Raw genomic sequence first — 22,188 nt, 5'->3', positions numbered from 1 at the left:
TTGACCATAATTGTATTCAAAACAGGAGTTTGTAATGGAAAGTTTAAATGTTGATATGTTGTATATAGCAGTATCTATTATGATTGGATTAGCAGCAATTGGAGCAGCAATTGGTATCGGTATTTTAGGAAGTAAATTTTTAGAAGGAGTAGCTAGGCAACCTGATTTAGTTCCTTTATTAAGGACACAGTTCTTTGTTGTAATGGGATTAGTAGATGCAATTCCAATGATTGCAGTTGGCTTAGGTTTGTATATGCTTTTTGCTGTTTCTTGATTTTCTTTTATTTCTTTTTAAAAAAATTTATTGCTTTAAATTATAAGTAAAATCTTTACGTTTTTAGATAGCGTAAAGATTAATTTTTATTTTTAATACATAAGGTCCATTATCGTGAATCTTAATGCAACAATTCTTGGACAAGCACTTTCATTTTTTTTATTCGTTTGGTTTTGTATGAAATATATATGGCCTCCTATTATTTTTGCTATTGAAACAAGACAAAAAAACATTGAAGAATCTTTAATTTCTTTAAAAAAAGCCAAAGAAGAATTTCTCATTATTCAAAAAAAAATGAATGAAACAATTCAAGTTTCTAAAGAAAAAGCTTCTTTTATTATAAATGAAGCAAATAAACAAAAATTGATTATTTTAGAGAATGCGAAAAATATTGCTGTAGAGGAAAGTAAAAAAATTTTTTTAAGAAATCAATTAGAAATCGATATAAAAATTATGCAAGAACGTAAAAAATTACATAAAGAAATTGTAGATTTATCTATTTCTATAGCTGAAAAAATTATTAAAGAGAACATTCAAAAAGATAAAAATAAAGACTTAATAAAAAATTTAATTATTTCTTTATCACAGATAAAAAATTAATATAGGTGAAAGATTAATGTCATCGTTTGATACTATTGCTAGACCATACGCTAAAGCGATTTTCGAATTAGCTGTAGAAAATAAATCAATAGAAAAATGGAAAAAAATGCTCATTTTTATTAATGAAATGGTTTTTTCAAAAAAAATTGAGAAATTTTTATCTGGATCTTTATCTCCTAGTTATTTATCGTCTTGTTTTATTTTTATTGCTGGTGATCAAATTAATGATCATGCAAGAAATTTAATAAAATTATTAGCGAAAAATCAGCGTTTTAGAATATTTAATAATATACTGCAACAGTTTTTAAAATTAGAAACATCTTATCAAGGTAATACCATTATTGAATTAACATCAGCATATTCTTTGCAAAAAAGCGAGATTATTGATATACGTTGTGTATTGCAAAAAGCATTTTTATCTAAAATAAAGTTTATATATAAAATTGATCAAGAAATACTTGATGGTATAGTCATAAAAAAAAATGATATGGTGTTTGATTATTCTGTTCGTAGTTATCTTAAACAATTATCTGAAGTTTTAAATTTTTAAGCGAGCATTATATATGCAATTAAATTCTACAGAAATTAGTCAATTGATTAAAGAAAGAATTGCTCAATTTGAAGTATTTAATCAATCTTATAATGAAGGTACTATTATTTCTGTTAATGATGGTATCATAAAAATTTATGGTCTTTCTAATGTTATGTTAGGAGAAATGATTTTATTGCCTGAAAACGAATATGCAATTGCATTAAATATAGAAAGAGACACAATTGGTGCTGTAGTTATGGGACCCTATATTCATATTACTGAAGGTACTAAAGTTAGATGCACAGGAAAAATCCTAGAAGTTCCAGCAGGTTTTGCACTGTTAGGTAGAATAGTTAATGCATTAGGTTTTCCTATTGATGAAAAAGGTTCTATAAAACATGACGTCTATTTGCCAGTAGAAGCGGATGCGCCTGGTGTTATTGATCGACAATCAATTAACGAACCTATACAAACTGGTTATAAAGCTATTGATTCGATGATTCCTATTGGTCGTGGACAACGTGAATTAATTATTGGAGATAGACAAACAGGAAAAACAGCGCTTGCAATAGATACTATTATTAATCAAAAAGCATTTAATATTCCATGTATTTATGTTGCTATAGGACAAAAACTGTCGACTATTATCAATGTTGTGAAAAAATTAGATGAACATGATGCTTTGTTAAATACTATTGTTGTTGTTGCTTCAGCTTCAGAAGCAGCTTCTTTACAATATTTAGCACCTTACTCCGGTTGTGCAATGGGAGAATATTTTCGTGATCGAGGAAAAGATGCTTTAATTGTTTATGATGATCTTTCAAAACATGCAATAGCATATCGCCAAATTTCTTTATTATTACGAAGACCACCTGGAAGAGAAGCGTTTCCAGGAGATGTATTTTATCTTCATTCACGTTTATTAGAGAGAGCTGCTCGTGTGTCTAAAGAGCATGTGAAGAAGATTACGAAAGGTAAAATTATTGGAAAAACTGGTTCTCTTACGGCTTTACCTATTATTGAAACACAATCTGGTGATGTTTCTGCATTTGTTCCTACAAATGTAATTTCTATCACTGATGGACAAATATTTTTAGAATCTAATTTGTTTAATTCAGGTATTCGACCAGCTGTAAACGCAGGTATATCTGTATCTCGTGTCGGTAGTGCCGCTCAAACTAAAATTATTAAACAATTATCTTCTGGAATTCGCACTGCATTAGCTCAATATAATGAACTTGCTGCATTTTCGCAATTTGCATCTGATTTAGATCAAACAACTCGAAAACAATTAACGTATGGTCAAAAAATTACTGAGTTATTAAAACAAAAACAATATAGACCTATGTCTATAGCAGAACAAGCACTAATGTTTTTTATTGCCGAAAATAATTTTCTTGATGATATTTCTGTAGAAAAAATCGTTCAATTTGAAAAAGAAATTTTAGTATATGCTTATAATTATCATTTAGATTTAATGAAAGAAATAAACAAAGATGGAAATTTCAATGATATAATAAAGAAAAATTTTATAGAATTAATTAATAATTTTAAAAATTCTTGATTTTAAAATTTTTTCTAATTTTTATTTTCTAACAATACAAAAAAACTCATTGAGATAAAATAGTGGCAAGTAAAAAAGAAATTAAAAATCAAATAACAAGTGTTATAAATACCAAGAAAATTACTAAAGCTATGGAAATGGTTGCTGTTTCTAAAATGAGAAAAACAGAAGAAAGAATGCATTTAGGTAGACCATATTCTGAAATAATTAAAAAAGTAATTCATCATGTTTTACAAGGTAGTTTAGAATATAAACACAGTTATTTAGAAAAGAGAAATAATAAAAGAATTGGTATTATTATAGTTTCTACTGATCGAGGATTATGTGGTAGTTTAAATACTAATCTTTTTAAACAAGTACTATTTAAAATTCAAGATTTTGCTAAAACAAATGTACCTGCTGATTTAATATTATTTGGTTTAAAAAGTTTATCTGTTTTTAAGTTATACGGTAGTTCTGTTATTTCAAGTGTAACAAACTTAGGTGAAAATCCCGATTTATCAAAATTAATTGGTTCAATTAAAATTATTTTAGAAAAGTATCAAAATAATCAAATTGATAGACTTTTTATTGCTTATAATAAGTTTCATAATAAGTTGTCGCAGTACCCAAAAATCAGTCAGCTCTTACCACTTTGCAGTAAAGAAAATGTTCTCTACAAAAAGACAATAAAATGGGATTATTTATATGAACCAGAATCTAAATTAATTTTAGATACGTTATTTGATCGATATATTGAATCTCAGATTTACCAAAGCATTTTAGAAAATATTGCAAGTGAACAAGCCGCTCGTATGGTTGCTATGAAAACTGCGACAGATAATAGTAGCAATCGTATTAAAGAATTACAGTTAATTTATAATAAAGTTCGTCAAGCTAACATTACTCAAGAATTGACTGAAATTGTTTCAGGAGCATCAGCAGTATCAGTAGATTAAAAATTAGTTAGAGGTTTTAAAATGAAAGCTTCTGGAAAAATTATTCAAATTATTGGTGCGGTAGTAGATGTAGAATTTGATCAAAATTCAGTACCAAAGATATATAACGCTCTAGAAATAAGAAATAAAAATATACAACTTATTTTAGAAGTACAGCAACAATTAGGTGCTGGAATTGTACGAACAATAGCTATGGGTTCAACTAACGGTTTGAGAAGGGGGTTAGTTGTTATAGATCTTGGACATTATATTAAAGTTCCAGTAGGAAAAGCTACGTTAGGTCGTATAATCAATGTATTAGGACAAACAATAGATGATAAGGGACCATTAAAAAATATAGATAATTCTGAGTTAGAATATTGGGAAATTCACCGTTCTCCTCCAAGTTATAAAGAACAAGCTTCTTCTCAAGAAATATTAGAAACAGGTATAAAAGTTATTGATTTAGTTTGTCCTTTTTCAAAAGGAGGAAAAGTTGGTTTGTTTGGTGGAGCAGGTGTAGGTAAAACAGTTAATATGATGGAATTAATTAGAAATATTGCGATAGAACATTCTGGTTATTCAGTATTTACTGGAGTTGGTGAAAGAACTCGTGAAGGTAATGACTTTTATCATGAAATGAAAGATTCTAAAGTATTAGATAAAGTTTCTCTTGTTTATGGTCAAATGAATGAACCCCCTGGTAATCGATTACGTGTTGCTTTTACAGGATTGACTATAGCTGAAAAGTTTCGTGATGAAGGAAAAGACGTATTGTTATTTATTGATAATATATATCGTTATACTTTAGCAGGGACAGAAGTTTCTGCATTGCTTGGTCGAATGCCTTCTGCTGTAGGTTATCAACCAACTTTAGCTGAAGAAATGGGTTTGCTTCAAGAAAGAATCACCTCAACGAAAGAAGGTTCGATCACATCTGTTCAAGCAGTATATGTTCCAGCAGATGATTTAACTGATCCTTCTCCAGCCACTACGTTCGCACACTTGGATTCTACCGTAACGTTGAGCCGTCAAATCGCAGCATTAGGTATTTATCCAGCTGTTGATCCTTTGCATTCTACTAGTCGTCAATTAGATCCTTATATTGTAGGAGAGGAACATTATGAAACAGCACGAGGTGTGCAGTCTATCTTACAAAGATATCAAGAACTAAAAGATATTATTGCAATTTTAGGCATGGATGAATTATCTCAAGATGATAAAATTTTGGTTTCGAGAGCTCGTAAGATACAGAGATTTTTATCTCAACCATTTTTTGTAGCAGAAGTTTTTACTGGTTTTCCAGGAAAATATGTATCTTTAAAAGATAATATTCGTGCTTTTAAAGGAATTATTGAAGGTGAATTTGACGATTTACCAGAACAAGCTTTTTACATGGTAGGTACTATTGAAGAAGTAATAAGAAAAGCAAAATTATTATAATTAAATATTTTGGATATATCCATGAATTTTTACTTAGATATTGTCAGTGTTAAAAAACGTATATTTTCTGGATCAGTAAATAAAATACAAGTATCTGGAAGTGAAGGAGAAATGGGAATTTATCCAGGACACACTCAATTACTAAGCATAATTAAACCAGGGATAGTATATATATTCCATACAAATAAAAAAGAAGAGTGTCTTTATATATCTGGGGGTATCTTAGAAGTCCAGCCTTCCGTTGTTTCTATTTTAGCAGATATTGCTATTCGTGGTATTGATTTAGATCGGAAACGTGTCTTACAAGCAAAGAAAGAAGCTGAAGAAAATTTTGCAAAAAAAACTATAACTGTTAAAAAAGACGATGTTTTACTTGAAATTTCTAAAGCAATTGCAAAATTACGTGTTCTTGAAATTATGGATAAATTTAAAAAATAAAAAATTTTCGCGGCTGGTTTTCTTCCTGCCGCAATTATTAGTTAAATTTTTTTAAAATGATACAAAAATGTACACCTGTTTTATAGCGTTTTAATTATATGTTTAGATATCGATATTTTCTGCTTTCAAAGCGTTTTTTTGTATAAATTTTCTTCTAGGTTCAACTAAATCTCCCATCAGTGTATTAAATAAATTATCAGCAGAAATAGCGTCTTTGATAGTTACTTGTAGCATATTTCGCGTTTTAGGATTCATTGTAGTATTCCATAATTGATCTGGATTCATTTCTCCGAGTCCTTTATAGCGTTGTATAAATAAACCGCGTTTTGATTCTTTTAGCAGCCATTCTAATGTATTTTTTATATCGTTTATTTTGTAAATTTTATCTCCTTTTTCTATGAAATTTTCATCTTCTTGAAATTTTTTGAATTTTTCACCTAAATTAGTGATTAAAAGATATTCTTCACTCTCTAAAAAATCATTTTTTAAATCATATTGAACATGATGCGCATATCTTGATGATTTTATACTTGGCTCAAATATATTCTTTTTTTCGTTTCTTTTTATTTTTGACGTATATACTGTATTTTTTTTGTCTTTTTTATTTAATTTTATTACTAATTTTTCTATCCAATTTTGAACTATTTTTTCATTTTTAAAATTATATAAACGAGGATGATAGATCAGTTCATTTAATATTAATTCAGGAAAATAATTTTTATTTTTTTTCATTTCAATTTGAATTTGATTAAAATCAGACACTATTCTTTGAAATTCTTTAGTAATTTCATTGAAATCTGTGCTTTTTGTATTTTTTATAACAACTTCTTTTAAAGCTATTTTAATTTGATATTTATTCATTTCTTCGTCATTTTTAATATATTTTTCTTTTTTCCCCTTTTTTACTTTATATAAAGGAGGTTGAGCAATATAAATATATCCCTTTTCAATTAATTCTGGTAATTGACGATAAAAAAAAGTTAACAATAGTGTTCGAATATGTGCTCCGTCTACGTCAGCGTCAGTCATTATAATAATATGATTGTATCTTAGTTTCTCCAAACTATATTCATTGTTAGTAATATTGCATCCTAGTGCTGTAATAAGCGATGCTACTTCTTGAGATAAGATGATTTTATCAAATTTTGTTTTTTGCACATTTAGTATTTTTCCCTTTAAAGGAAGAATTGCTTGATTTTTTCGATTTCTACCTTGTTTAGCTGACCCCCCAGCAGAATCTCCTTCGACTAAATAAATTTCTGATAACTTAGGATCATTTTCTTGACAATCAGATAGTTTTCCAGGTAATGTACCTAAATCTAATGTTCCTTTCTTTTTATTTATTTCTCTAGCTCGTCTTGCAGCTTCTCTTATTTTAGCTGAATTTATAATTTTTTGAATTATAGATTTTGCGTCAATAGGATTTTCTAAAAGATATTCAATAAGATTTTCATTAATTAATGATTCTATTACTGATTTTACTTCAGAAGAAACGAGTTTATCTTTTGTTTGAGAAGAAAATTTTGGATCAGGTATTTTAATAGATATTATTGCTGTTAATCCTTCTCGTGTATCTTCACCTGTAATGATTGTTTTATTTTTTTTATTATATCCTTCGCGTTCTATATGTAAGTTGAATGTACGTGTTATTCCTGCTCGAAAACCTGCTAAATGTGTTCCTCCATCTTTTTGAGGTATATTATTAGTAAAACAAAGTATGTTTTCTTGATGGGAATTATTCCATTGTATTGCAATTTCTAATTCTATTTGATTTTTAACGCATCGAAAATGAAATATATGTGGATTAATTGGAAATTTATTTTTATTTAAAAATTTTATAAATGCTTTTATACCTCCTTTATAGTGATAGTTTTCTTCTAAATTAATTCGATTATCTTTTAAATGAATAGATATATTAGAATTAAGAAAAGACAATTCGCGTAAACGTTTAGATAAAATTTCATATTTAAAGTCTGTTTTATTAGTAAAAATTTTATAGCTAGGCCAAAATCTTATATATGTACCTGTTGAATGAGCTTTATCTATAACACGTAAAGCTGATTCTGGATTTCCGTTTTTATATATTTGTTGATATTTCTTCTTATTTTTGTAAATTACTAATTCTAGTTTTTCTGACAAAGCATTCACAACTGATATTCCTACACCATGCAGTCCCCCTGATATTTTATAAGAAGAATTGTCAAACTTACCACCTGAATGTAATACTGTCATAATAACTTCTGCTGCTGAAATATTTTCTTCAGGATGTATGTCCGTTGGAATACCTCTTCCATCATCTTTAATCGACACTGAATTGTCAGAATGAATTACTACTTTAATTTCTTTACAAAATCCTGCTAGTGCTTCATCAATAGAATTATCTACAATTTCGAATACCATATGATGCAGTCCACTTCCATCATCAGTATCTCCAATATACATTCCTGGTCTTTTACGAACAGCATCTAATCCTCTTAATATTTTAATTTTGGAAGAATTATAGGTATCTATCATATTTTTCCTTATTATTTTTTTATTGATAAAATGTTTTTATCATTAATAATGATATATTTTTTATTTTTAAAACTTTAATTATTTTTTTTAATATTATAAAGTTTATGTTCTAAAATTTTTTGATATATTTAAATTATTCTTTTTTATCTTTTCAATAGCATTATAACGTATGAATTTGAAGAATTATTTTCTTCTTCAATTTGTATCGAAGATTGAGATTTATTTAAAAACAAGGTAATTTTTTCACTTTTTATATTATTGATTACATCTAATAAATAATAAACATTTATTGATATTTCTATTGCTTCTCCAAAATAATTGATACCGAATAGATCTTCGGCAGTTTCTTCTTCCTGATTATCAGATAGTACTTGACATTTATTGTTTTTAATATTTATTTCAATTCCACAAAATTTTTCATGAGCAAAAACAGCAGCACGTAATAATGATTTTTTTAATAAAATAGAATTGATAACAATAGGATTCTTTTTTTCTTTAAATAAAACACTTTCATAATCAGGGTATTCACCTTCAATTAATTGAGTAGTAAAAATTAAATTTTTTATATGTATTCTTATGCTGTTGGTACCAATTAAAATATTTAATGATTTTGATTTAATGTTTAATAATCTTAATAATTCCATTACTGCTTTGCTTGGAATAATAATTGAAAAAAAATTAATATCTTTTTTTAATTGAGTATGTGATATTGCTAATCTATATCCATCTGTAGCAACACTACGTAGATACTCATCTTTCTTTTCTAACAACATACCATTTAAGTAATATCGTACATCTTGTTTTCCCATTGAAAATTCTGTTTTTTCTATCATTTCCTTTAGGATATTTGAGGATATATAAAAATTAGAAATATGATTAAAATTTTGATGGTTTGGAAAAGTTTCAGCAGATAAAGTACTTAATACATAATTACTATTTTCAGAAGAAATATACATTTTTTTTTCTTTTAATTGCATTTTTATTTGTGATTTTTCCGAAAAATTTCGACAAATATTTAGAATTTTTCTACCTGAAATAGTTGTTTTTCCTGGTATGTATTTTGTTAAAATTTCAATTTTTGAAACAAGTTCTATTTCTAAATTAGTTGTTGTTAAAGATAATATTCCATTTTCAATTTGAATTAATATATTTTCTAAAATAGGAAATGAAACATTTTTTACTAGTAATCGTGTTATTTTTTTTAAATTTTTAACTAAAATATCGTTTTGAATAATAAATTTCATAATATCACACTGATAGAGTTCTAATTAAATTTGAAAAATCTTCTTTAATATCGTGACTTTCTTCACGTAATTGTTCAATTTTACGACAAGCATGCAGTACTGTAGTATGATCCCTTCCACTGAAAGCATCTCCAATTTCAGGTAAGCTATGATTAGTCAATTCTTTTGCCATAGCCATTGCCATTTGTCTTGGCCGAGCTACTGAGCGAGAGCGTCGTCTAGATAATAAATCTGCTACTTTTATTTTGTAATATTCTGCAACTGTTTTTTGAATATTATCAATAGTAACAAGTTTTTCCTGCAAAGCTAGTATATCTCGAAGCGCTTCTCGAACAAATTCTACAGTAATAGAGCGATTAGTAAAATTAGCGTTAACAATTACTCTATTTAGAGCTCCTTCTAATTCTCGAACATTAGAACGTAAATGTTTAGCTATGAAGAATGCAACTTCATCAGGTAATATAATATTATTTTCATCTGCTTTTTTTATTAAAATAGCAACTCTAGTTTCTAATTCTGGTGGATCAATAGCAACTGTAAGACCCCAACCAAACCTTGATTTTAAACGATCTTCAACGCCATTAATTTCTTTAGGATAACGATCAGAAGTTAAAATAATTTGTTGGTTTCCTTCTAAAAGAGCGTTAAATGTATGAAAAAACTCTTCTTGAGAACGTTCTTTATGTGCGAAAAACTGAATGTCATCAATTAATAATGCATCAACAGAACGATAGTATAATTTAAATTTTTCAATTGCATTATTTTGTAGAGCTTTGACCATATCTTGTACAAAACGTTCAGAATGCATATAGATGATTTTGACATTATATTTATATGCTAATATTCCGTTTCCTATAGCATGTAATAAATGTGTTTTTCCTAATCCTGTACCTCCATATAAAAAAAGTGGATTATAGGAATTTCCAGGGTTATTAGCTACTTGAGATGCTGCTGCTCGTGCTAATTGATTTGATTTTCCTTCTATAAAATTATCAAAATTATGTTTTTTATTAATATTTGAACGATAAGATGATTGTTTAAAAATTGGTATTTTATCCCAAATTGGTTTTTCATTTATATTTTGTGCTTTCTGTGAAATGTTTTTTTTAAATTTTTTTTCTTTAGAATTTTGATATACTTTAAATTTTATTAATGGTGAATTAGAACCACAAAAATCTTGCAGTATTTTTTTAAAATGAATTAAATATTTATCTTTTACCCAATCTAAAATAAATTGATTTGGAGCATATATTTCTAAAGTATTATTGTTTAGTTTGGCTTTCAGAGAGCGTATCCACATACTAAATTCCGTAGATGGAAGCTCATCCTGCAACCGGTCAAGACACTGTTTCCAAAGACAAAGTGACACGGTAGACTCCAAGCGAACAAAATTAAATAAAATTTGAAAAAATTGCTATTTTTTATTTTTCTATTTTGACACATATATTTTATATAAAAAAAAATATATTTTTTTACATTAAAAGTTATACAATTTAAGATTGGTGAGTATAACGAAAAGGATGTAATATATTCTTTATTTAAAGAAGTGATTTTTTAGATTTTGTTTTTTATAAAAAAAATAATGAATTACTGATTTAATAGCTAAACTAAATTTAGTTTTATCATTTGAAAAAATCTTCTTCTCTTTTTTTTAGAGAATCTTATTAATTGTATTTAATAAAGTACATTTAGGTAAACATTAAAATGAAACGAACTTTCCAACCATCAATATTAAAACGTAATCGTTCACATGGGTTTAGAATTCGGATGGCAACTAAAAATGGTCGTTATATTTTATCACGTAGACGTGCAAAACTGAGAACGCGTTTAACTGTTTCCAGTAAATAATAGGTTAAATATAGTGTTAAATTATTTTTTAAAAAAAAAATCAAGGTTGTTGAGATCTGAAAGTTTTCAATATGTTTTTAGCAATCCTTGTACTAAAAATACTTTTCAAATAAATATATTAGGACGTTCTAATTTATTAGGACATCCTAGATTAGGTCTTAGTATATCTCGTAAAAACATCAAACATGCATATAAGCGTAATACAATTAAACGATTAATTCGAGAAACTTTTCGTTTATTACAACATAAATTAATTTCAATGGATTTTATTGTTATAGCGAGGAAAAGCATTGTTTATTTAGATAATAAAAAAATAACAAATATATTGGAGAACATATGGTCAAACTATCAACGATAGTTGTATTTTTTTTAACTTTTTTTGTTTTAATCTATCAAAATTGTATTAGTTTTTTTATGCAGCCGAATTGTCGTTTTTATCCTACTTGTTCATCGTATATGATTTTATCTTTACGTAGATTTGGTGTTTTTAAAGGTTTAATTTTAACAATTTTACGTTTATGTAAATGTCATCCATTTCATGAAGGAGGAGATGATTTATTACCTTTGAAAGTTAAAAATAAAAGTGAATATTAATGATGGAATTACAGCGTAATTTTTTTATTTTTGCTTTTTTATTTGTTTCTTTTTTATTATGGCAAGAATGGCAAAGTCAATCATTAAAAAAAAATAAAACAAATGAAACGACTAATTCTCGTGTTTATTTGAACTATAAAAAAGAAAAAAAAAATCAAATAATTATTAAAAATGACGTACTTCGTTTAGTTGTAAATATGTATGGAGGTGATATAGAAGAAGCAAGTTTACTTGATTATAAAGACAAACTAAATTCTCCTAATCATTTTAAATTATTAGAAACAAAATCTGATTTTGTCTATCAGGCACAAAGTGGACTAATTGGGAAAGATGGTCCAGATAGTTCAATGAATAATATCAGACCGTTGTATTCTGCAAAAAAAAATTTTTTTGAATTAAGGAATAATCAAAAAGAATTACGTGTTCCAATAACTTTTGTTGGAAAAAATGGGATAACTTATATAAAAAATTTCATTCTTAAATCGGGAAGATATGATGTACATATAGAGTATGATATTGATAATTCTAGTAATAAAAACTTAGAATTAAATATTTTTGGACAATTGAAACAAACCATTAAATTGCCTAAAAATCGTGATATTTATAGTGGTAATTTTGCTCTTCAGACTTTTCGTGGTGCTGCTTATTCAAGTTCAGATTTTAAATATGAAAAATACAAATTTGATAATATCGCTAATAATAAACATTTAAATATTACGACTAATGATGGCTGGATTGCTATGTTACAACAATATTTTGTTGTTGCTTGGATACCTCAAACTAATATTGGTTCTAATATAATTTATACATCTTATCTAGATAATGGTACAGCTATCATTGGATATAAATCTTCTTTAATTAATATCCCCTCTAATTCTAAATATATTATAAAATCTAAATTGTGGGTGGGACCTGAAAAACAGGAAGAGATGGCAGCAGTAGCACCAAATTTAGATTTAACAGTGGATTATGGTTGGCTTTGGTTTTTATCTCAACCTTTATTTAAATTATTAAGTATTATATATAATATTATAGGAAATTGGGGTTTTTCTATTATTTTAATTACTTTTATCATGAAAGGTGTTACTTATCCGTTAACAAAAGCACAGTATACTTCTATGGCAAAAATGCGTGAATTACAACCTAAAATTAATGAGTTAAAGAAAAATTTTGGACACGATAAGCAACAAATGAGTAGAGAAATGATGGCTTTATATAAAAAAGAAAAAATAAATCCATTAGGTGGTTGTTTGCCAATTTTTATTCAAATGCCTATTTTTTTATCTCTTTATTATATGTTGATTGGTTCTGTTGAATTACGTCACGCTCCCTTTTTATTTTGGATAAAAGATTTATCTGATCAGGATCCATATTATGTTTTACCTATAGTTATGGGTTTAACTATGTTTTTTATCCAAAGAACGTCATCTAATAGTATTTCAGATCCATTTCAACAAAAAATAATGAATTTTATGCCTGTTGTTTTTACAGTATTTTTTTTATGGTTTCCGTCAGGATTAGTTTTATATTATATAGTCAGTAATTTAGTGACTATTATACAACAAAAATTTATTCTATCTAATTTTAAAAAGAAATAAAAAAGATAAAAGTTAGTTGTTTTTTTTATTTGCAAATTAAGAAAATATTTTATGATTCAAAATGAAACTATTATCGCTCAAGCTACTTGTCCGGGAAAAAGTTCTGTTGGAATATTAAGAATTTCAGGACTTCATGCAGATCAAGTGGCTATAAACGTATTGGGTAAAGTCCCTAAGCCAAGATTTGCTACTTATTCAAAATTTTTTGATAAGAATAAAAAGGTATTAGATGAAGGGATATCTTTATGGTTTCCAGCACCTTTTTCTCTAACAGGTGAAGATGTATTAGAATTACAAGGTCATGGAAGTCCTTTTATCATGGACTTACTAATGAAAAGAATTTTATGCATAAAGAATCTTAAAATAAGAATAGCTCAACCAGGTGAATTTTGTCAACGAGCATTTTTAAATGGAAAAATTGATTTGATTCAAGCAGAAGCAATAGACGAATTAATTAATTCTGAGACAGAATCAGTTGTTCGAGCTTCCTTAAATTCTTTACATGGAGGTTTTTCAGTTTATATTCAAGAATTAATAAAAGAACTAATTGAATTTCGTACTAATATAGAAGCAAGTATAGATTTTTCAGAAGAAAATATTTCTTTTGATTTTAACACCCTTGTCATATCAAATTTTGAAAAATTGAATAATAAGTTTTCAAAAATAAAAAGTATAATTTCAGAAGGTAGTTTGATAAGAGAAGCAAAAAAAATAGCAATTGTTGGACCACCAAATGCTGGAAAATCTAGTTTATTGAACATTTTATCATCTCGTGATAGAGCTATAGTTACTAATTTTCCTGGAACAACACGCGATGTTCTTTACGAATATGTAAATATTCACGGTATTTCATGTGAAATAATTGATACTGCAGGTTTACGTAATACAGAAGATGAAATTGAAAAAATTGGAATTCAACGTTCTTGGGAGATTATTAAAAATTCTGATCATATCCTTTATGTAATGGATAAAACAATTAATTTAGAAGATCAAAAGAAACTATCTATACAATTCATGGAAAAAATTTCTTCTTATAAGATACAAGAAGTAACTTTTGTTTTAAATAAAAATGATTTATTAGAAGATTCTTTTGGAATTAAAAAAATTGATAATTTATTATTTATCAGTGTTTCCGCTCTTACAGGTCAAGGAATCGATACTTTAAAGAAACATCTTTTAAATAAAGAAAAGGATAAAGCTAAAGAGGGTCTTTTTATAGCTAGAAGACGTCACATTTATCAAATTGATTTATCTTATCGCGAGTTTTTAAAAGCTCAAAAAAATTGGACAAAATATAAAAACATTGAACTACTAGCTGAATCACTTTCTATAATAAATAAATTATTAGGAGAAATAACAGGTGAATTTACTTCTAGTGATTTATTAAAACGTATTTTTTCTACTTTTTGTATAGGAAAATAAAAATACAATTTTTTGCCCGGAGGCGGAATTGAACCACCGACACGGGGATTTTCAGTCCCCTGCTCTACCGACTGAGCTATCCGGGCAGTTTTTACATTAAATCATCAAAGATAAAACTTTGTCAATCTTTTTTTATAGAAGTTGGTTTTGAATTTTTTTAATTTAACTAATTTTTTTCTATTTTCAGTAAAAATTAAAAATAAAAAATAAAAAAATAATTTTTTACCCTTGAAAGTTTTAATAAGCATCCCTATATCTAAATATATAGAAAGAGTTTTAAACAATTAAAAAATAATTTTTTTTTAATCTAATTCAGCAGGATTATTCACAGGAGTATTGTTATATGAAAATTCGTCCATTGCATGATCGTGTGCTTGTAAAACGTAACGAAGCAGAATTGAAATCTGCAGGTGGTATTGTTCTTACAGGTTCTGCTGCAGGAAAGTCTACTCGTGGAACAATTACAGCAGTTGGTAATGGTCGTGTCCTAGATAATGGTCAAATTAAACCGTTGGATGTTAAAGTTGGAGATGTTGTAATCTTTAATGAAGGTTATGGTGCAAAAACAGAAAAAATTGATAACGAAGAATTATTAATTTTAACTGAAAGTGACATTTTAGCAATTGTTGAATAGTAAACTAAGCTAGTAAACTAAACTATATGTTATATTTATAAAAACAACATATTTAAGGAAATGTCAAAATGGCCGCTAAAGATGTAAAATTTGGTAATGAAGCACGTATTAAAATGCTTCGCGGAGTGAATGTATTAGCAGATGCAGTTAAGGTAACTTTAGGACCAAAAGGTAGAAATGTAGTTTTAGATAAATCTTTTGGAGCACCTAGTATTACTAAAGATGGAGTATCAGTAGCTCGTGAAATTGAACTAGAAGATAAGTTCGAAAATATGGGAGCTCAGATGGTAAAAGAAGTTGCATCAAAAGCAAATGATGCAGCTGGCGATGGTACAACAACTGCTACTTTATTAGCACAATCTATTGTGAATGAAGGCTTAAAAGCTGTAGCAGCTGGCATGAATCCTATGGATCTAAAACGTGGAATTGATAAAGCAGTTATTAGTGCTGTTGAAGAATTAAAAAATTTATCTGTACCGTGTTCAGATTCTAAAGCTATTACACAAGTTGGTACTATTTCTGCGAACGCAGATGAAAAAGTTGGTGCTTTAATTGCAGAAGCAATGGAAAAAGTTGGTAATGATGGAGTTATTACAGTAGAAGAAGGAACAGGTCTTCAAAATGAACTTGAAGTTGTAAAAGGTATGCAGTTTGACAGAGGTTATTTGTCTCCTTATTTTATCAATAAACCAGAAACAGGTATTGTTGAATTAGAGAATCCATATATTTTAATGGCTGATAAAAAAATTTCCAATGTTCGTGAGATGCTGCCAATATTAGAATCTGTTGCAAAGTCTGGAAAACCATTATTAATAATTTCAGAAGATTTAGAAGGAGAAGCGTTAGCTACTCTAGTAGTAAACTCTATGCGAGGAATTGTTAAAGTAGCTGCTGTAAAAGCTCCTGGATTTGGTGATCGACGCAAAGCAATGTTACAAGATATTTCTATATTAACCGGTGGTTCTGTAATATCTGAAGAATTAGCTATGGATTTAGAAAAATCTACTTTAGAAGATTTAGGGCAAGCGAAAAGAGTTGTAATTAATAAAGATACTACGACTATAATTGGTGGTGTTGGAGAAAAACATGCTATTCAAAGTCGTATTGGTCAAATTCGTCAAGAGATTCAAGAAGCTACTTCTGATTATGATAAAGAAAAATTAAATGAACGTTTAGCTAAACTATCTGGAGGTGTTGCAGTACTTAAAGTAGGTGCAGCTACAGAAGTAGAGATGAAAGAGAAAAAAGCTCGAGTAGAAGATGCTTTACATGCTACTCGTGCTGCTGTAGAAGAAGGTGTCGTTGCGGGTGGAGGTGTTGCTTTAGTTCGTGTAGCCGGAAAAATATCTACTTTACGTGGTCATAATGAAGATCAAAATGTTGGTATAAGAGTTGCTTTGCGTGCTATGGAAGCTCCATTGCGTCAAATTGTTTCAAATTCTGGTGAAGAGCCTTCTGTAGTTACTAATAATGTAAAAGATGGAAAAGGTAATTATGGTTATAATGCCGCTACTGATGAATATGGAGATATGATTGATTTTGGTATATTAGATCCTACTAAAGTTACTCGATCTGCTTTACAGTATGCTGCTTCTGTTGCTGGATTAATGATTACAACAGAATGTATGGTAACTGATTTACCAAAAGAAGATAAATCTTCTGATATAGGTTCATCCCCTGCTGGTGGAATGGGCGGCATGGGTGGAATGATGTAAAAATTTCTTAGTTAATACTTTTTAAATTAATTTAAAGATATCTTTCCTCAGATGTATCTTTCTGAGGAAAGATTTTATTTTTTTTAAATTACTAACAAATAATATAAAATTAACTATTTATATTAAATAATAATTGATTTGTGATTTTTCGACCCATCATCTAAAACTAATCTTGGTACTAAAAAACCGGATACCATTTTCATTAAATCTGATATAATAGATCTAGCTTTTTCATTTGAAACTAGAAAATGTGATGTTCCCTTAACTTTATCTAAAATATGTAAATAATATGGAATAATATTATTTTTACATAAAACGTTGCTAAGCTCCGCTAAAACAGAAGCATTATCATTTATTTTTTTTAATAAAACACTTTGATTAAGTAAAATAACGTTAGATTCTTTTAATTTTAACAAACTATCACTTAATTCTTTATTAATTTCTTGTGGATGATTAATATGAGTAACAATAATGATTTTTAAAGTTGAATTAAAAAAAATTTGACAAAGATCAGACGTAATGCGATTTGGTATTACAACAGGTAATCTAGTATGAATTCTTAGTCTTTTTATATGTTTTATTTTAGATAATGATGTGATTACCCATAGTAATTCATGATCTTTTGCCATTAATGGATCTCCTCCTGAAAGAATTACTTCATTTAACTGTATATTTTGATTAATATAGTTAAGTATTTTCATCCAGTTTTTTTTATTTCCCTTGTTTTTTTCATATGGGAAATGTTTTCTAAAACAGTATCTGCAATTAATGGCACAATTTGTTTTTAACATCCATAGTACTCGATCTTTATACTTATGTAATAGCCCTGGTAAAACAATATCTTTTCTTTCTTTGACAGGATCGTGATTAAATTGTGAATTATTTAAAAATTCTTGATTATTTGTAATAACTTGTAATAATAATGGATCTTCGGGGTCTTTTTTTTTCATTCTTAACGCGAAAGAATAAGGAACTCGAAATGGAAAAATTTTTTTTGATTTAGGATCGTAATATTTAGGATATTTTTCTAAACAAAGAAATTTTAATAGTTTTTTGGGTTCAATAATAGAATTTGAAATTTCATATAACCAAGAATCTTTTTCTCTATTCAATTTTATCGTTTTTTGAATTTTCATAAATTTATTAAAAGTAGAGGTTTTTATGAGAGTATATCATAGTAATAATTTTCGTTCGGGTCGTAAAATTATTTTTGAAAAAGAACCCTGTTTAATAGAATCTAGTGAATTTGTTAAGCCTGGAAAAGGTCAAGCTTTCGTTCGTGTAAAGCTAAGAAAATTATTAACAAAGCAATTAATAGAAAAAACCTTTAAGTCTACAGATTCTTTAGAAATAGCTGATGTTTCAGAATATACATTATCTTATTTATATAATAACGGTTATTTTTGGTATTTTATTAATGATAAATTTGAAGAATTATCAGTAGATGAAAAAATTGTTGGTGTTAATAAAAAATGGTTATTAGAACAAGACACATGCGTTATTACTTTTTGGAATAATCAACCAATTTCTATTACACCTAATATTTTTGTAGAACTTAAAGTTATAGATACAGAAATCGCCTTAAAAAGTGATACAGTAAATACTACTACTAAACTAGCTAAATTAAGTACAGGTGCAATTGTTAAAGTTCCATTATTTATACAAATTGGATCACTGATTAAAGTAGATACTCGATCTGGTGAATATGTATCTAGAGTTAAATAAAAATTGTTTTATTTTTAATTATTATTAATATTCGTTACCCTTTACATATTGTCTATAGCTATCCCATTCAAAAGTTAACCATAAACTGTTACCTAAACGCATTCTGTCAATGACTCTTTCTCCTAATAAGCTTTTCATACCCTTATGATCTAAATTAGATAACATCCCAGTAGAACGTTTAGAAGAAGATCTTCTATCAACTATTTGATTTATGATTACTTTTTCGTAACGAGATTCAGTCTGCATACCAATTTCGTCAATCATTAATAAATCAACGCTACTGAGATTATGCAGTAAATTTTCTTCAGTGATATTGCTAGTACCACTAAATGTACCTTTCATGTTAGACATCAAATCTGCTACTGTGACAATTAAAATACTCTTTCCATGCAAAATTAAATAATTACCTATAGCAGAAGCTAAGTGGTTTTTTCCAGTTCCTGGTCTTCCCGAAAAAATAAAACTTGCAATATTTTCATTAAATTCTTCAGCATAACGTTTTGCTGCTTTAAGTACCTTTCTTTGTCCATCATGTTCAATTTTATAGTTTTCAAAAGAACAGTTCATATATAGTTCACGTATTCCCGATCTTCCTAAAACACGTTGCATTTTCATAGCTTTATTTTCACGTAATATAGACTCAGAAGATAGTCTACCTTGTTCTTGATTCCAAGCTAACAAATCCTGATCACTCTCAAATTTTGGTTTAATATTATTAGGCATAAGACGTTGAAGACGTTTAAAAAATTCAGTATAAAATGTCATTATTTGCCTCTAAATCCATCAGGTGTTTTTTGATCAGGAACTGGTATATAAGTAATATCTTTTTTTTGTTTAATTACGTTCATAGATCGACTACGATCTAAACTTCTAGCTAGTTTTTGTTGCCATTGTATATGATGATAGAAAAAACCTTCTGCTTCCCAATAAGAGATAAAAGAAGCAAGTTCATATTTTGAAACTTCTTCATCTAATGATATCCCCCATAATGCAGCTTTTCGTATAAAATCTTTATCGGGCACCCAATTAGAATGCATTGGGAACTTTTCTATTACTTTTTTTTTCGTTTCATTTTTTGAATTATATTTTTCAATATCAAATAATTTTTGTAAAACTTTTGGTGTTATTGCATAAAATAAAATTTTTTTATTTTTTGATACAGCTATAGTACCGTTATTTTCTGTGTCTATAATTTGAGTAGGATTTTTACAAAATAAGTTAAGAGTTATATTTTTTGAAACTAAAATTTTCATGAGTATTTAGTCCTATTTACTTTTATTAAAATAATTTTTATCTTTTATACATTAAAAACATAAAGATAACATGCTATTCTATTTGTAGTTTTTTTCTTATATAAAGTCCAATTTTTAGATATAATAAAAGAATTTTTTTTTTCTTGTTCTATATAAATTAATGATTTTTTCTTAACCCATTTTTTTTTTTCTAATAAAAAAATAGTTTGGTCAATTAATTTTTGATTATATGGTGGATCTATAAATATTATATCATACGGTTGCTTATTTTTTTTAAGCCAATTGAGAGCATTAGTATGTATAACTTCTAAGTTAGATATATTTAATCTTTTTATATTATCTTTTAATAAAATTATCGTTTTTTTTTCTATTTCTAATAGAGTTACAAATTTTGCATCTCTAGATAAAGCTTCTATTCCTAGTGCACCACTGCCTGCAAAACAATCTAAACAACGAGCATTTTGAATATGCTTAGATAACCAATTAAAAAGTGTTTCTCGTATTCGATTAGTTGTTGGTCTTATATTTAAATTGTTTTTAATTAATATTTTTTTTCCTTTTAATTTTCCAGAAATAATATGAATTTTTCCGTTGTTTTTTAAAAAAAAGTTGTGCATTTTATTATATTTTTTATATTTTTAATATAATTTATTTTATTATTAAATATAATTTAAATAAATATTTAATTTTTAATTTTTTAAGTTATAAATAAAATAATTATTATTTGTTTAAATTAAGGGCAATAAAATGAATGTTGATAAAAAAAATAGTTTTTTTTCTTGGATAAATTCTAAGATAAAGAAAAAAAATCAAGAAGAAATAAAAGAAAATGTTTTATTAGAAAAAAGAGAAAACACTGATAACACAGAAAATATTACTAATAAAAAAATAGATTTTCTTTTTAGATTAAAAAAGAGTTTAAATAAAACTAAACAATTTTTTGGTGATAGCATCAATCGTATCTTTTCGTCAAAAAAGATAGATGACGCTCTTTTTGAAGAATTAGAAGAAATTATGCTTCTTTCTGATATTGGTGTTAATACTACAGATCAAATTATTAACAAATTAATTCATGATGCAACGTATAAAGAGTTAAAAAACGCTGAAAAAATTTACTGTCTTCTAAAAGAGAACATGTATTCTATTTTAAAAAAAGTAGAAAAACCTTTAGAAATATCTAATCATGTTCCTTTTGTGATTTTGGTAGTTGGAATAAACGGAACAGGAAAAACAACAACAGTTTCCAAATTAGCAAAAAAATATAAATTAGAAGGAAAATCTGTAATGTTAGCAGCAGCAGATACATTTCGTGCTGCTGGTATAGAACAATTGAAAATATTAGGAAAAATTAATAATATTCCTGTTATTTCTCAATCTTCTGGTTCTGATCCAGCTTCAGTAGCATTTGATGCATTGAAATCTGCTATATCAAAAAAAATAGATGTTTTAATTATTGATACAGCTGGAAGATTACATAACAAATTACATTTATTAGAAGAATTAAAAAAAATAGTTAGAGTTATTAAAAAATTAAACTTATCTGCTCCACATGAAATTATGTTAGTTATTGACGCTTGTAATGGTCAAAATACGATTAAGCAAACAGAAATGTTTCATAAAGCAATACAGTTAACTGGACTAGTTATTACTAAATTAGATGGAACTGCAAAAGGAGGAGTAATTTTTTCGTTAGCAAATCAATTTTCAATTCCTATTCGTTATGTTGGTATTGGTGAAAAAATGACAGATTTAGTTGTTTTTAACAGTAATAATTTTATTAAATCTATTTTTGTTAAATAGTTAAATTACCTATTTTTTTATAATTAAGTTACAGTTTTATTTTTGATTTTCAAGATTTTTATAAAATTTTGAT

General features: G+C 27.1%; 23 protein-coding genes and 1 tRNA gene. 16 read left to right on the top strand and 8 right to left on the bottom strand.

The genetic code is table 11. The annotated features are described in order from the left end of the window. The first annotated feature begins 34 nt into the window (after positions 1–34). The 7 genes from atpE to D8S97_RS00625 all read left to right on the top strand — a co-directional run bounded on the left by atpE (position 35) and on the right by D8S97_RS00625 (position 5,768). Positions 35–274 carry a F0F1 ATP synthase subunit C gene (atpE, locus tag D8S97_RS00655; protein WP_158360999.1) on the top strand — a complete coding sequence of 80 codons (240 nt, stop codon included), beginning with the start codon at positions 35–37 and terminating at the stop codon, positions 272–274. Positions 275–388: 114 nt separating this feature from the next. Next, on the top strand, positions 389–874 hold the full coding sequence (locus tag D8S97_RS00650; RefSeq protein ID WP_158360998.1) for a F0F1 ATP synthase subunit B: 486 nt from the start codon (positions 389–391) through the stop codon (positions 872–874). Between the two features lie 16 nt (positions 875–890). Further along, positions 891–1,424 (top strand): ATP synthase F1 subunit delta, encoded by a 534-nt coding sequence (gene atpH, locus D8S97_RS00645; RefSeq protein ID WP_158360997.1) that lies wholly within the window; start codon positions 891–893, stop codon positions 1,422–1,424. A gap of 13 nt (positions 1,425–1,437) precedes the next feature. Beyond that, a complete protein-coding gene (atpA, locus tag D8S97_RS00640) occupies positions 1,438–2,970 on the top strand; it encodes a F0F1 ATP synthase subunit alpha (protein ID WP_158360996.1) in 1,533 nt (510 codons plus the stop codon). Between the two features lie 62 nt (positions 2,971–3,032). Continuing rightward, positions 3,033–3,908, top strand: coding sequence for a F0F1 ATP synthase subunit gamma (atpG, locus tag D8S97_RS00635; protein ID WP_158360995.1), 876 nt, complete (start codon positions 3,033–3,035; stop codon positions 3,906–3,908). Between the two features lie 21 nt (positions 3,909–3,929). Then, positions 3,930–5,330, top strand: a complete 1,401-nt coding sequence (gene atpD / locus D8S97_RS00630) for a F0F1 ATP synthase subunit beta (RefSeq protein WP_158360994.1) — start codon at positions 3,930–3,932, stop codon at positions 5,328–5,330. 15 nt (positions 5,331–5,345) lie between these two features. Continuing rightward, positions 5,346–5,768, top strand: coding sequence for a F0F1 ATP synthase subunit epsilon (locus D8S97_RS00625; RefSeq protein ID WP_158361654.1), 423 nt, complete (start codon positions 5,346–5,348; stop codon positions 5,766–5,768). 102 nt (positions 5,769–5,870) lie between these two features. Here the strand turns inward: D8S97_RS00625 and gyrB are convergent, their stop codons facing one another. The 3 genes from gyrB to dnaA all read right to left on the bottom strand — a co-directional run bounded on the left by gyrB (position 5,871) and on the right by dnaA (position 10,895). After that, on the bottom strand, positions 5,871–8,282 hold the full coding sequence (gene gyrB / locus D8S97_RS00620) for a DNA topoisomerase (ATP-hydrolyzing) subunit B (RefSeq protein ID WP_158360993.1): 2,412 nt from the start codon (positions 8,280–8,282) through the stop codon (positions 5,871–5,873). Between the two features lie 143 nt (positions 8,283–8,425). Beyond that, positions 8,426–9,526 (bottom strand): DNA polymerase III subunit beta, encoded by a 1,101-nt coding sequence (gene dnaN, locus D8S97_RS00615; protein WP_158360992.1) that lies wholly within the window; start codon positions 9,524–9,526, stop codon positions 8,426–8,428. 4 nt (positions 9,527–9,530) lie between these two features. After that, positions 9,531–10,895, bottom strand: a complete 1,365-nt coding sequence (gene dnaA / locus D8S97_RS00610) for a chromosomal replication initiator protein DnaA (protein WP_158360991.1) — start codon at positions 10,893–10,895, stop codon at positions 9,531–9,533. A 335-nt stretch (positions 10,896–11,230) separates the two neighbouring features. Here dnaA and rpmH point away from each other — a divergent pair, with 335 nt between their 5' ends. The 5 genes from rpmH to mnmE are packed head-to-tail and all read left to right on the top strand — an operon-like array spanning position 11,231 to position 14,988. Further along, positions 11,231–11,374: a 50S ribosomal protein L34 gene (gene rpmH / locus D8S97_RS00605; protein WP_009873975.1), complete on the top strand. Its 144-nt coding sequence runs from the start codon at positions 11,231–11,233 to the stop codon at positions 11,372–11,374. A 13-nt stretch (positions 11,375–11,387) separates the two neighbouring features. Further along, positions 11,388–11,732 carry a ribonuclease P protein component gene (rnpA, locus tag D8S97_RS00600; protein WP_158360990.1) on the top strand — a complete coding sequence of 115 codons (345 nt, stop codon included), beginning with the start codon at positions 11,388–11,390 and terminating at the stop codon, positions 11,730–11,732. Continuing rightward, positions 11,711–11,968 (top strand): membrane protein insertion efficiency factor YidD, encoded by a 258-nt coding sequence (yidD, locus tag D8S97_RS00595; RefSeq protein WP_158360989.1) that lies wholly within the window; start codon positions 11,711–11,713, stop codon positions 11,966–11,968. The genes rnpA and yidD overlap by 22 nt, the downstream gene beginning before the upstream one ends. 2 nt (positions 11,969–11,970) lie before the next feature. Continuing rightward, positions 11,971–13,566 (top strand): membrane protein insertase YidC, encoded by a 1,596-nt coding sequence (gene yidC / locus D8S97_RS00590; RefSeq protein WP_158360988.1) that lies wholly within the window; start codon positions 11,971–11,973, stop codon positions 13,564–13,566. Positions 13,567–13,617: 51 nt separating this feature from the next. Further along, the gene (gene mnmE / locus D8S97_RS00585) at positions 13,618–14,988 is read left to right on the top strand and encodes a tRNA uridine-5-carboxymethylaminomethyl(34) synthesis GTPase MnmE (protein ID WP_158360987.1); all 1,371 of its coding nucleotides are present in this window, start codon (positions 13,618–13,620) and stop codon (positions 14,986–14,988) included. 13 nt (positions 14,989–15,001) lie between these two features. Here mnmE and D8S97_RS00580 read toward each other — a convergent pair. After that, positions 15,002–15,074 (bottom strand) — tRNA-Phe (locus D8S97_RS00580). 257 nt (positions 15,075–15,331) lie between these two features. Between D8S97_RS00580 and D8S97_RS00575 the strand changes: the two genes are divergently transcribed. Beyond that, the gene (locus tag D8S97_RS00575) at positions 15,332–15,622 is read left to right on the top strand and encodes a co-chaperone GroES (RefSeq protein ID WP_158336814.1); all 291 of its coding nucleotides are present in this window, start codon (positions 15,332–15,334) and stop codon (positions 15,620–15,622) included. 68 nt (positions 15,623–15,690) lie between these two features. Then, the gene (gene groL / locus D8S97_RS00570; protein WP_158360986.1) at positions 15,691–17,337 is read left to right on the top strand and encodes a chaperonin GroEL; all 1,647 of its coding nucleotides are present in this window, start codon (positions 15,691–15,693) and stop codon (positions 17,335–17,337) included. Positions 17,338–17,459: 122 nt separating this feature from the next. On the opposite strand, the gene epmB is transcribed toward groL, so the two are convergent. Beyond that, positions 17,460–18,473, bottom strand: coding sequence for an EF-P beta-lysylation protein EpmB (epmB, locus tag D8S97_RS00565; protein WP_158360985.1), 1,014 nt, complete (start codon positions 18,471–18,473; stop codon positions 17,460–17,462). 25 nt (positions 18,474–18,498) lie between these two features. Here epmB and efp point away from each other — a divergent pair, with 25 nt between their 5' ends. Continuing rightward, complete coding sequence (efp, locus tag D8S97_RS00560; protein ID WP_158360984.1) at positions 18,499–19,062, top strand: elongation factor P; 564 nt, start codon at positions 18,499–18,501, stop codon at positions 19,060–19,062. A 24-nt stretch (positions 19,063–19,086) separates the two neighbouring features. Here efp and dnaC read toward each other — a convergent pair whose 3' ends face one another. Genes dnaC through rsmD form a run of 3 tightly spaced genes read right to left on the bottom strand, consistent with a single transcriptional unit; the run spans position 19,087 to position 20,932 of the window. Then, positions 19,087–19,827, bottom strand: coding sequence for a DNA replication protein DnaC (gene dnaC / locus D8S97_RS00555; protein WP_158360983.1), 741 nt, complete (start codon positions 19,825–19,827; stop codon positions 19,087–19,089). Beyond that, complete coding sequence (dnaT, locus tag D8S97_RS00550) at positions 19,827–20,315, bottom strand: primosomal protein DnaT (RefSeq protein WP_158360982.1); 489 nt, start codon at positions 20,313–20,315, stop codon at positions 19,827–19,829. Before dnaT ends, dnaC begins: the two co-directional genes overlap by 1 nt. 44 nt (positions 20,316–20,359) lie before the next feature. Then, positions 20,360–20,932 (bottom strand): 16S rRNA (guanine(966)-N(2))-methyltransferase RsmD, encoded by a 573-nt coding sequence (gene rsmD / locus D8S97_RS00545; RefSeq protein WP_158360981.1) that lies wholly within the window; start codon positions 20,930–20,932, stop codon positions 20,360–20,362. Between the two features lie 130 nt (positions 20,933–21,062). Between rsmD and ftsY the strand changes: the two genes are divergently transcribed. Beyond that, entirely contained in the window at positions 21,063–22,115 is a 1,053-nt protein-coding gene (ftsY, locus tag D8S97_RS00540) for a signal recognition particle-docking protein FtsY (protein WP_158360980.1), read from the top strand. Positions 22,116–22,188 lie beyond the last annotated feature (73 nt).

Source organism: Buchnera aphidicola (Rhopalosiphum maidis) (genome assembly GCF_003671935.1).
In the GTDB taxonomy this organism is placed as follows: Bacteria; Pseudomonadota; Gammaproteobacteria; order Enterobacterales; family Enterobacteriaceae; genus Buchnera; species Buchnera aphidicola_AL.
This window is presented reverse-complemented; position numbering and strand designations above follow the sequence as displayed.

Coding starts and splice junctions, on each gene's coding strand:
- atpE (WP_158360999.1), top strand. CDS start 35: ATGGAAAGTTTAAATGTTGATATGTTGTATATAGCAGTATCTATTATG.
- atpH (WP_158360997.1), top strand. CDS start 891: ATGTCATCGTTTGATACTATTGCTAGACCATACGCTAAAGCGATTTTC.
- atpA (WP_158360996.1), top strand. CDS start 1,438: ATGCAATTAAATTCTACAGAAATTAGTCAATTGATTAAAGAAAGAATT.
- atpD (WP_158360994.1), top strand. CDS start 3,930: ATGAAAGCTTCTGGAAAAATTATTCAAATTATTGGTGCGGTAGTAGAT.
- gyrB (WP_158360993.1), bottom strand. CDS start 8,282: ATGATAGATACCTATAATTCTTCCAAAATTAAAATATTAAGAGGATTA.
- dnaN (WP_158360992.1), bottom strand. CDS start 9,526: ATGAAATTTATTATTCAAAACGATATTTTAGTTAAAAATTTAAAAAAA.
- rpmH (WP_009873975.1), top strand. CDS start 11,231: ATGAAACGAACTTTCCAACCATCAATATTAAAACGTAATCGTTCACAT.
- yidD (WP_158360989.1), top strand. CDS start 11,711: ATGGTCAAACTATCAACGATAGTTGTATTTTTTTTAACTTTTTTTGTT.
- yidC (WP_158360988.1), top strand. CDS start 11,971: ATGGAATTACAGCGTAATTTTTTTATTTTTGCTTTTTTATTTGTTTCT.
- mnmE (WP_158360987.1), top strand. CDS start 13,618: ATGATTCAAAATGAAACTATTATCGCTCAAGCTACTTGTCCGGGAAAA.
- D8S97_RS00575 (WP_158336814.1), top strand. CDS start 15,332: ATGAAAATTCGTCCATTGCATGATCGTGTGCTTGTAAAACGTAACGAA.
- groL (WP_158360986.1), top strand. CDS start 15,691: ATGGCCGCTAAAGATGTAAAATTTGGTAATGAAGCACGTATTAAAATG.
- epmB (WP_158360985.1), bottom strand. CDS start 18,473: ATGAAAATTCAAAAAACGATAAAATTGAATAGAGAAAAAGATTCTTGG.
- efp (WP_158360984.1), top strand. CDS start 18,499: ATGAGAGTATATCATAGTAATAATTTTCGTTCGGGTCGTAAAATTATT.
- dnaC (WP_158360983.1), bottom strand. CDS start 19,827: ATGACATTTTATACTGAATTTTTTAAACGTCTTCAACGTCTTATGCCT.
- dnaT (WP_158360982.1), bottom strand. CDS start 20,315: ATGAAAATTTTAGTTTCAAAAAATATAACTCTTAACTTATTTTGTAAA.
- rsmD (WP_158360981.1), bottom strand. CDS start 20,932: ATGCACAACTTTTTTTTAAAAAACAACGGAAAAATTCATATTATTTCT.
- ftsY (WP_158360980.1), top strand. CDS start 21,063: ATGAATGTTGATAAAAAAAATAGTTTTTTTTCTTGGATAAATTCTAAG.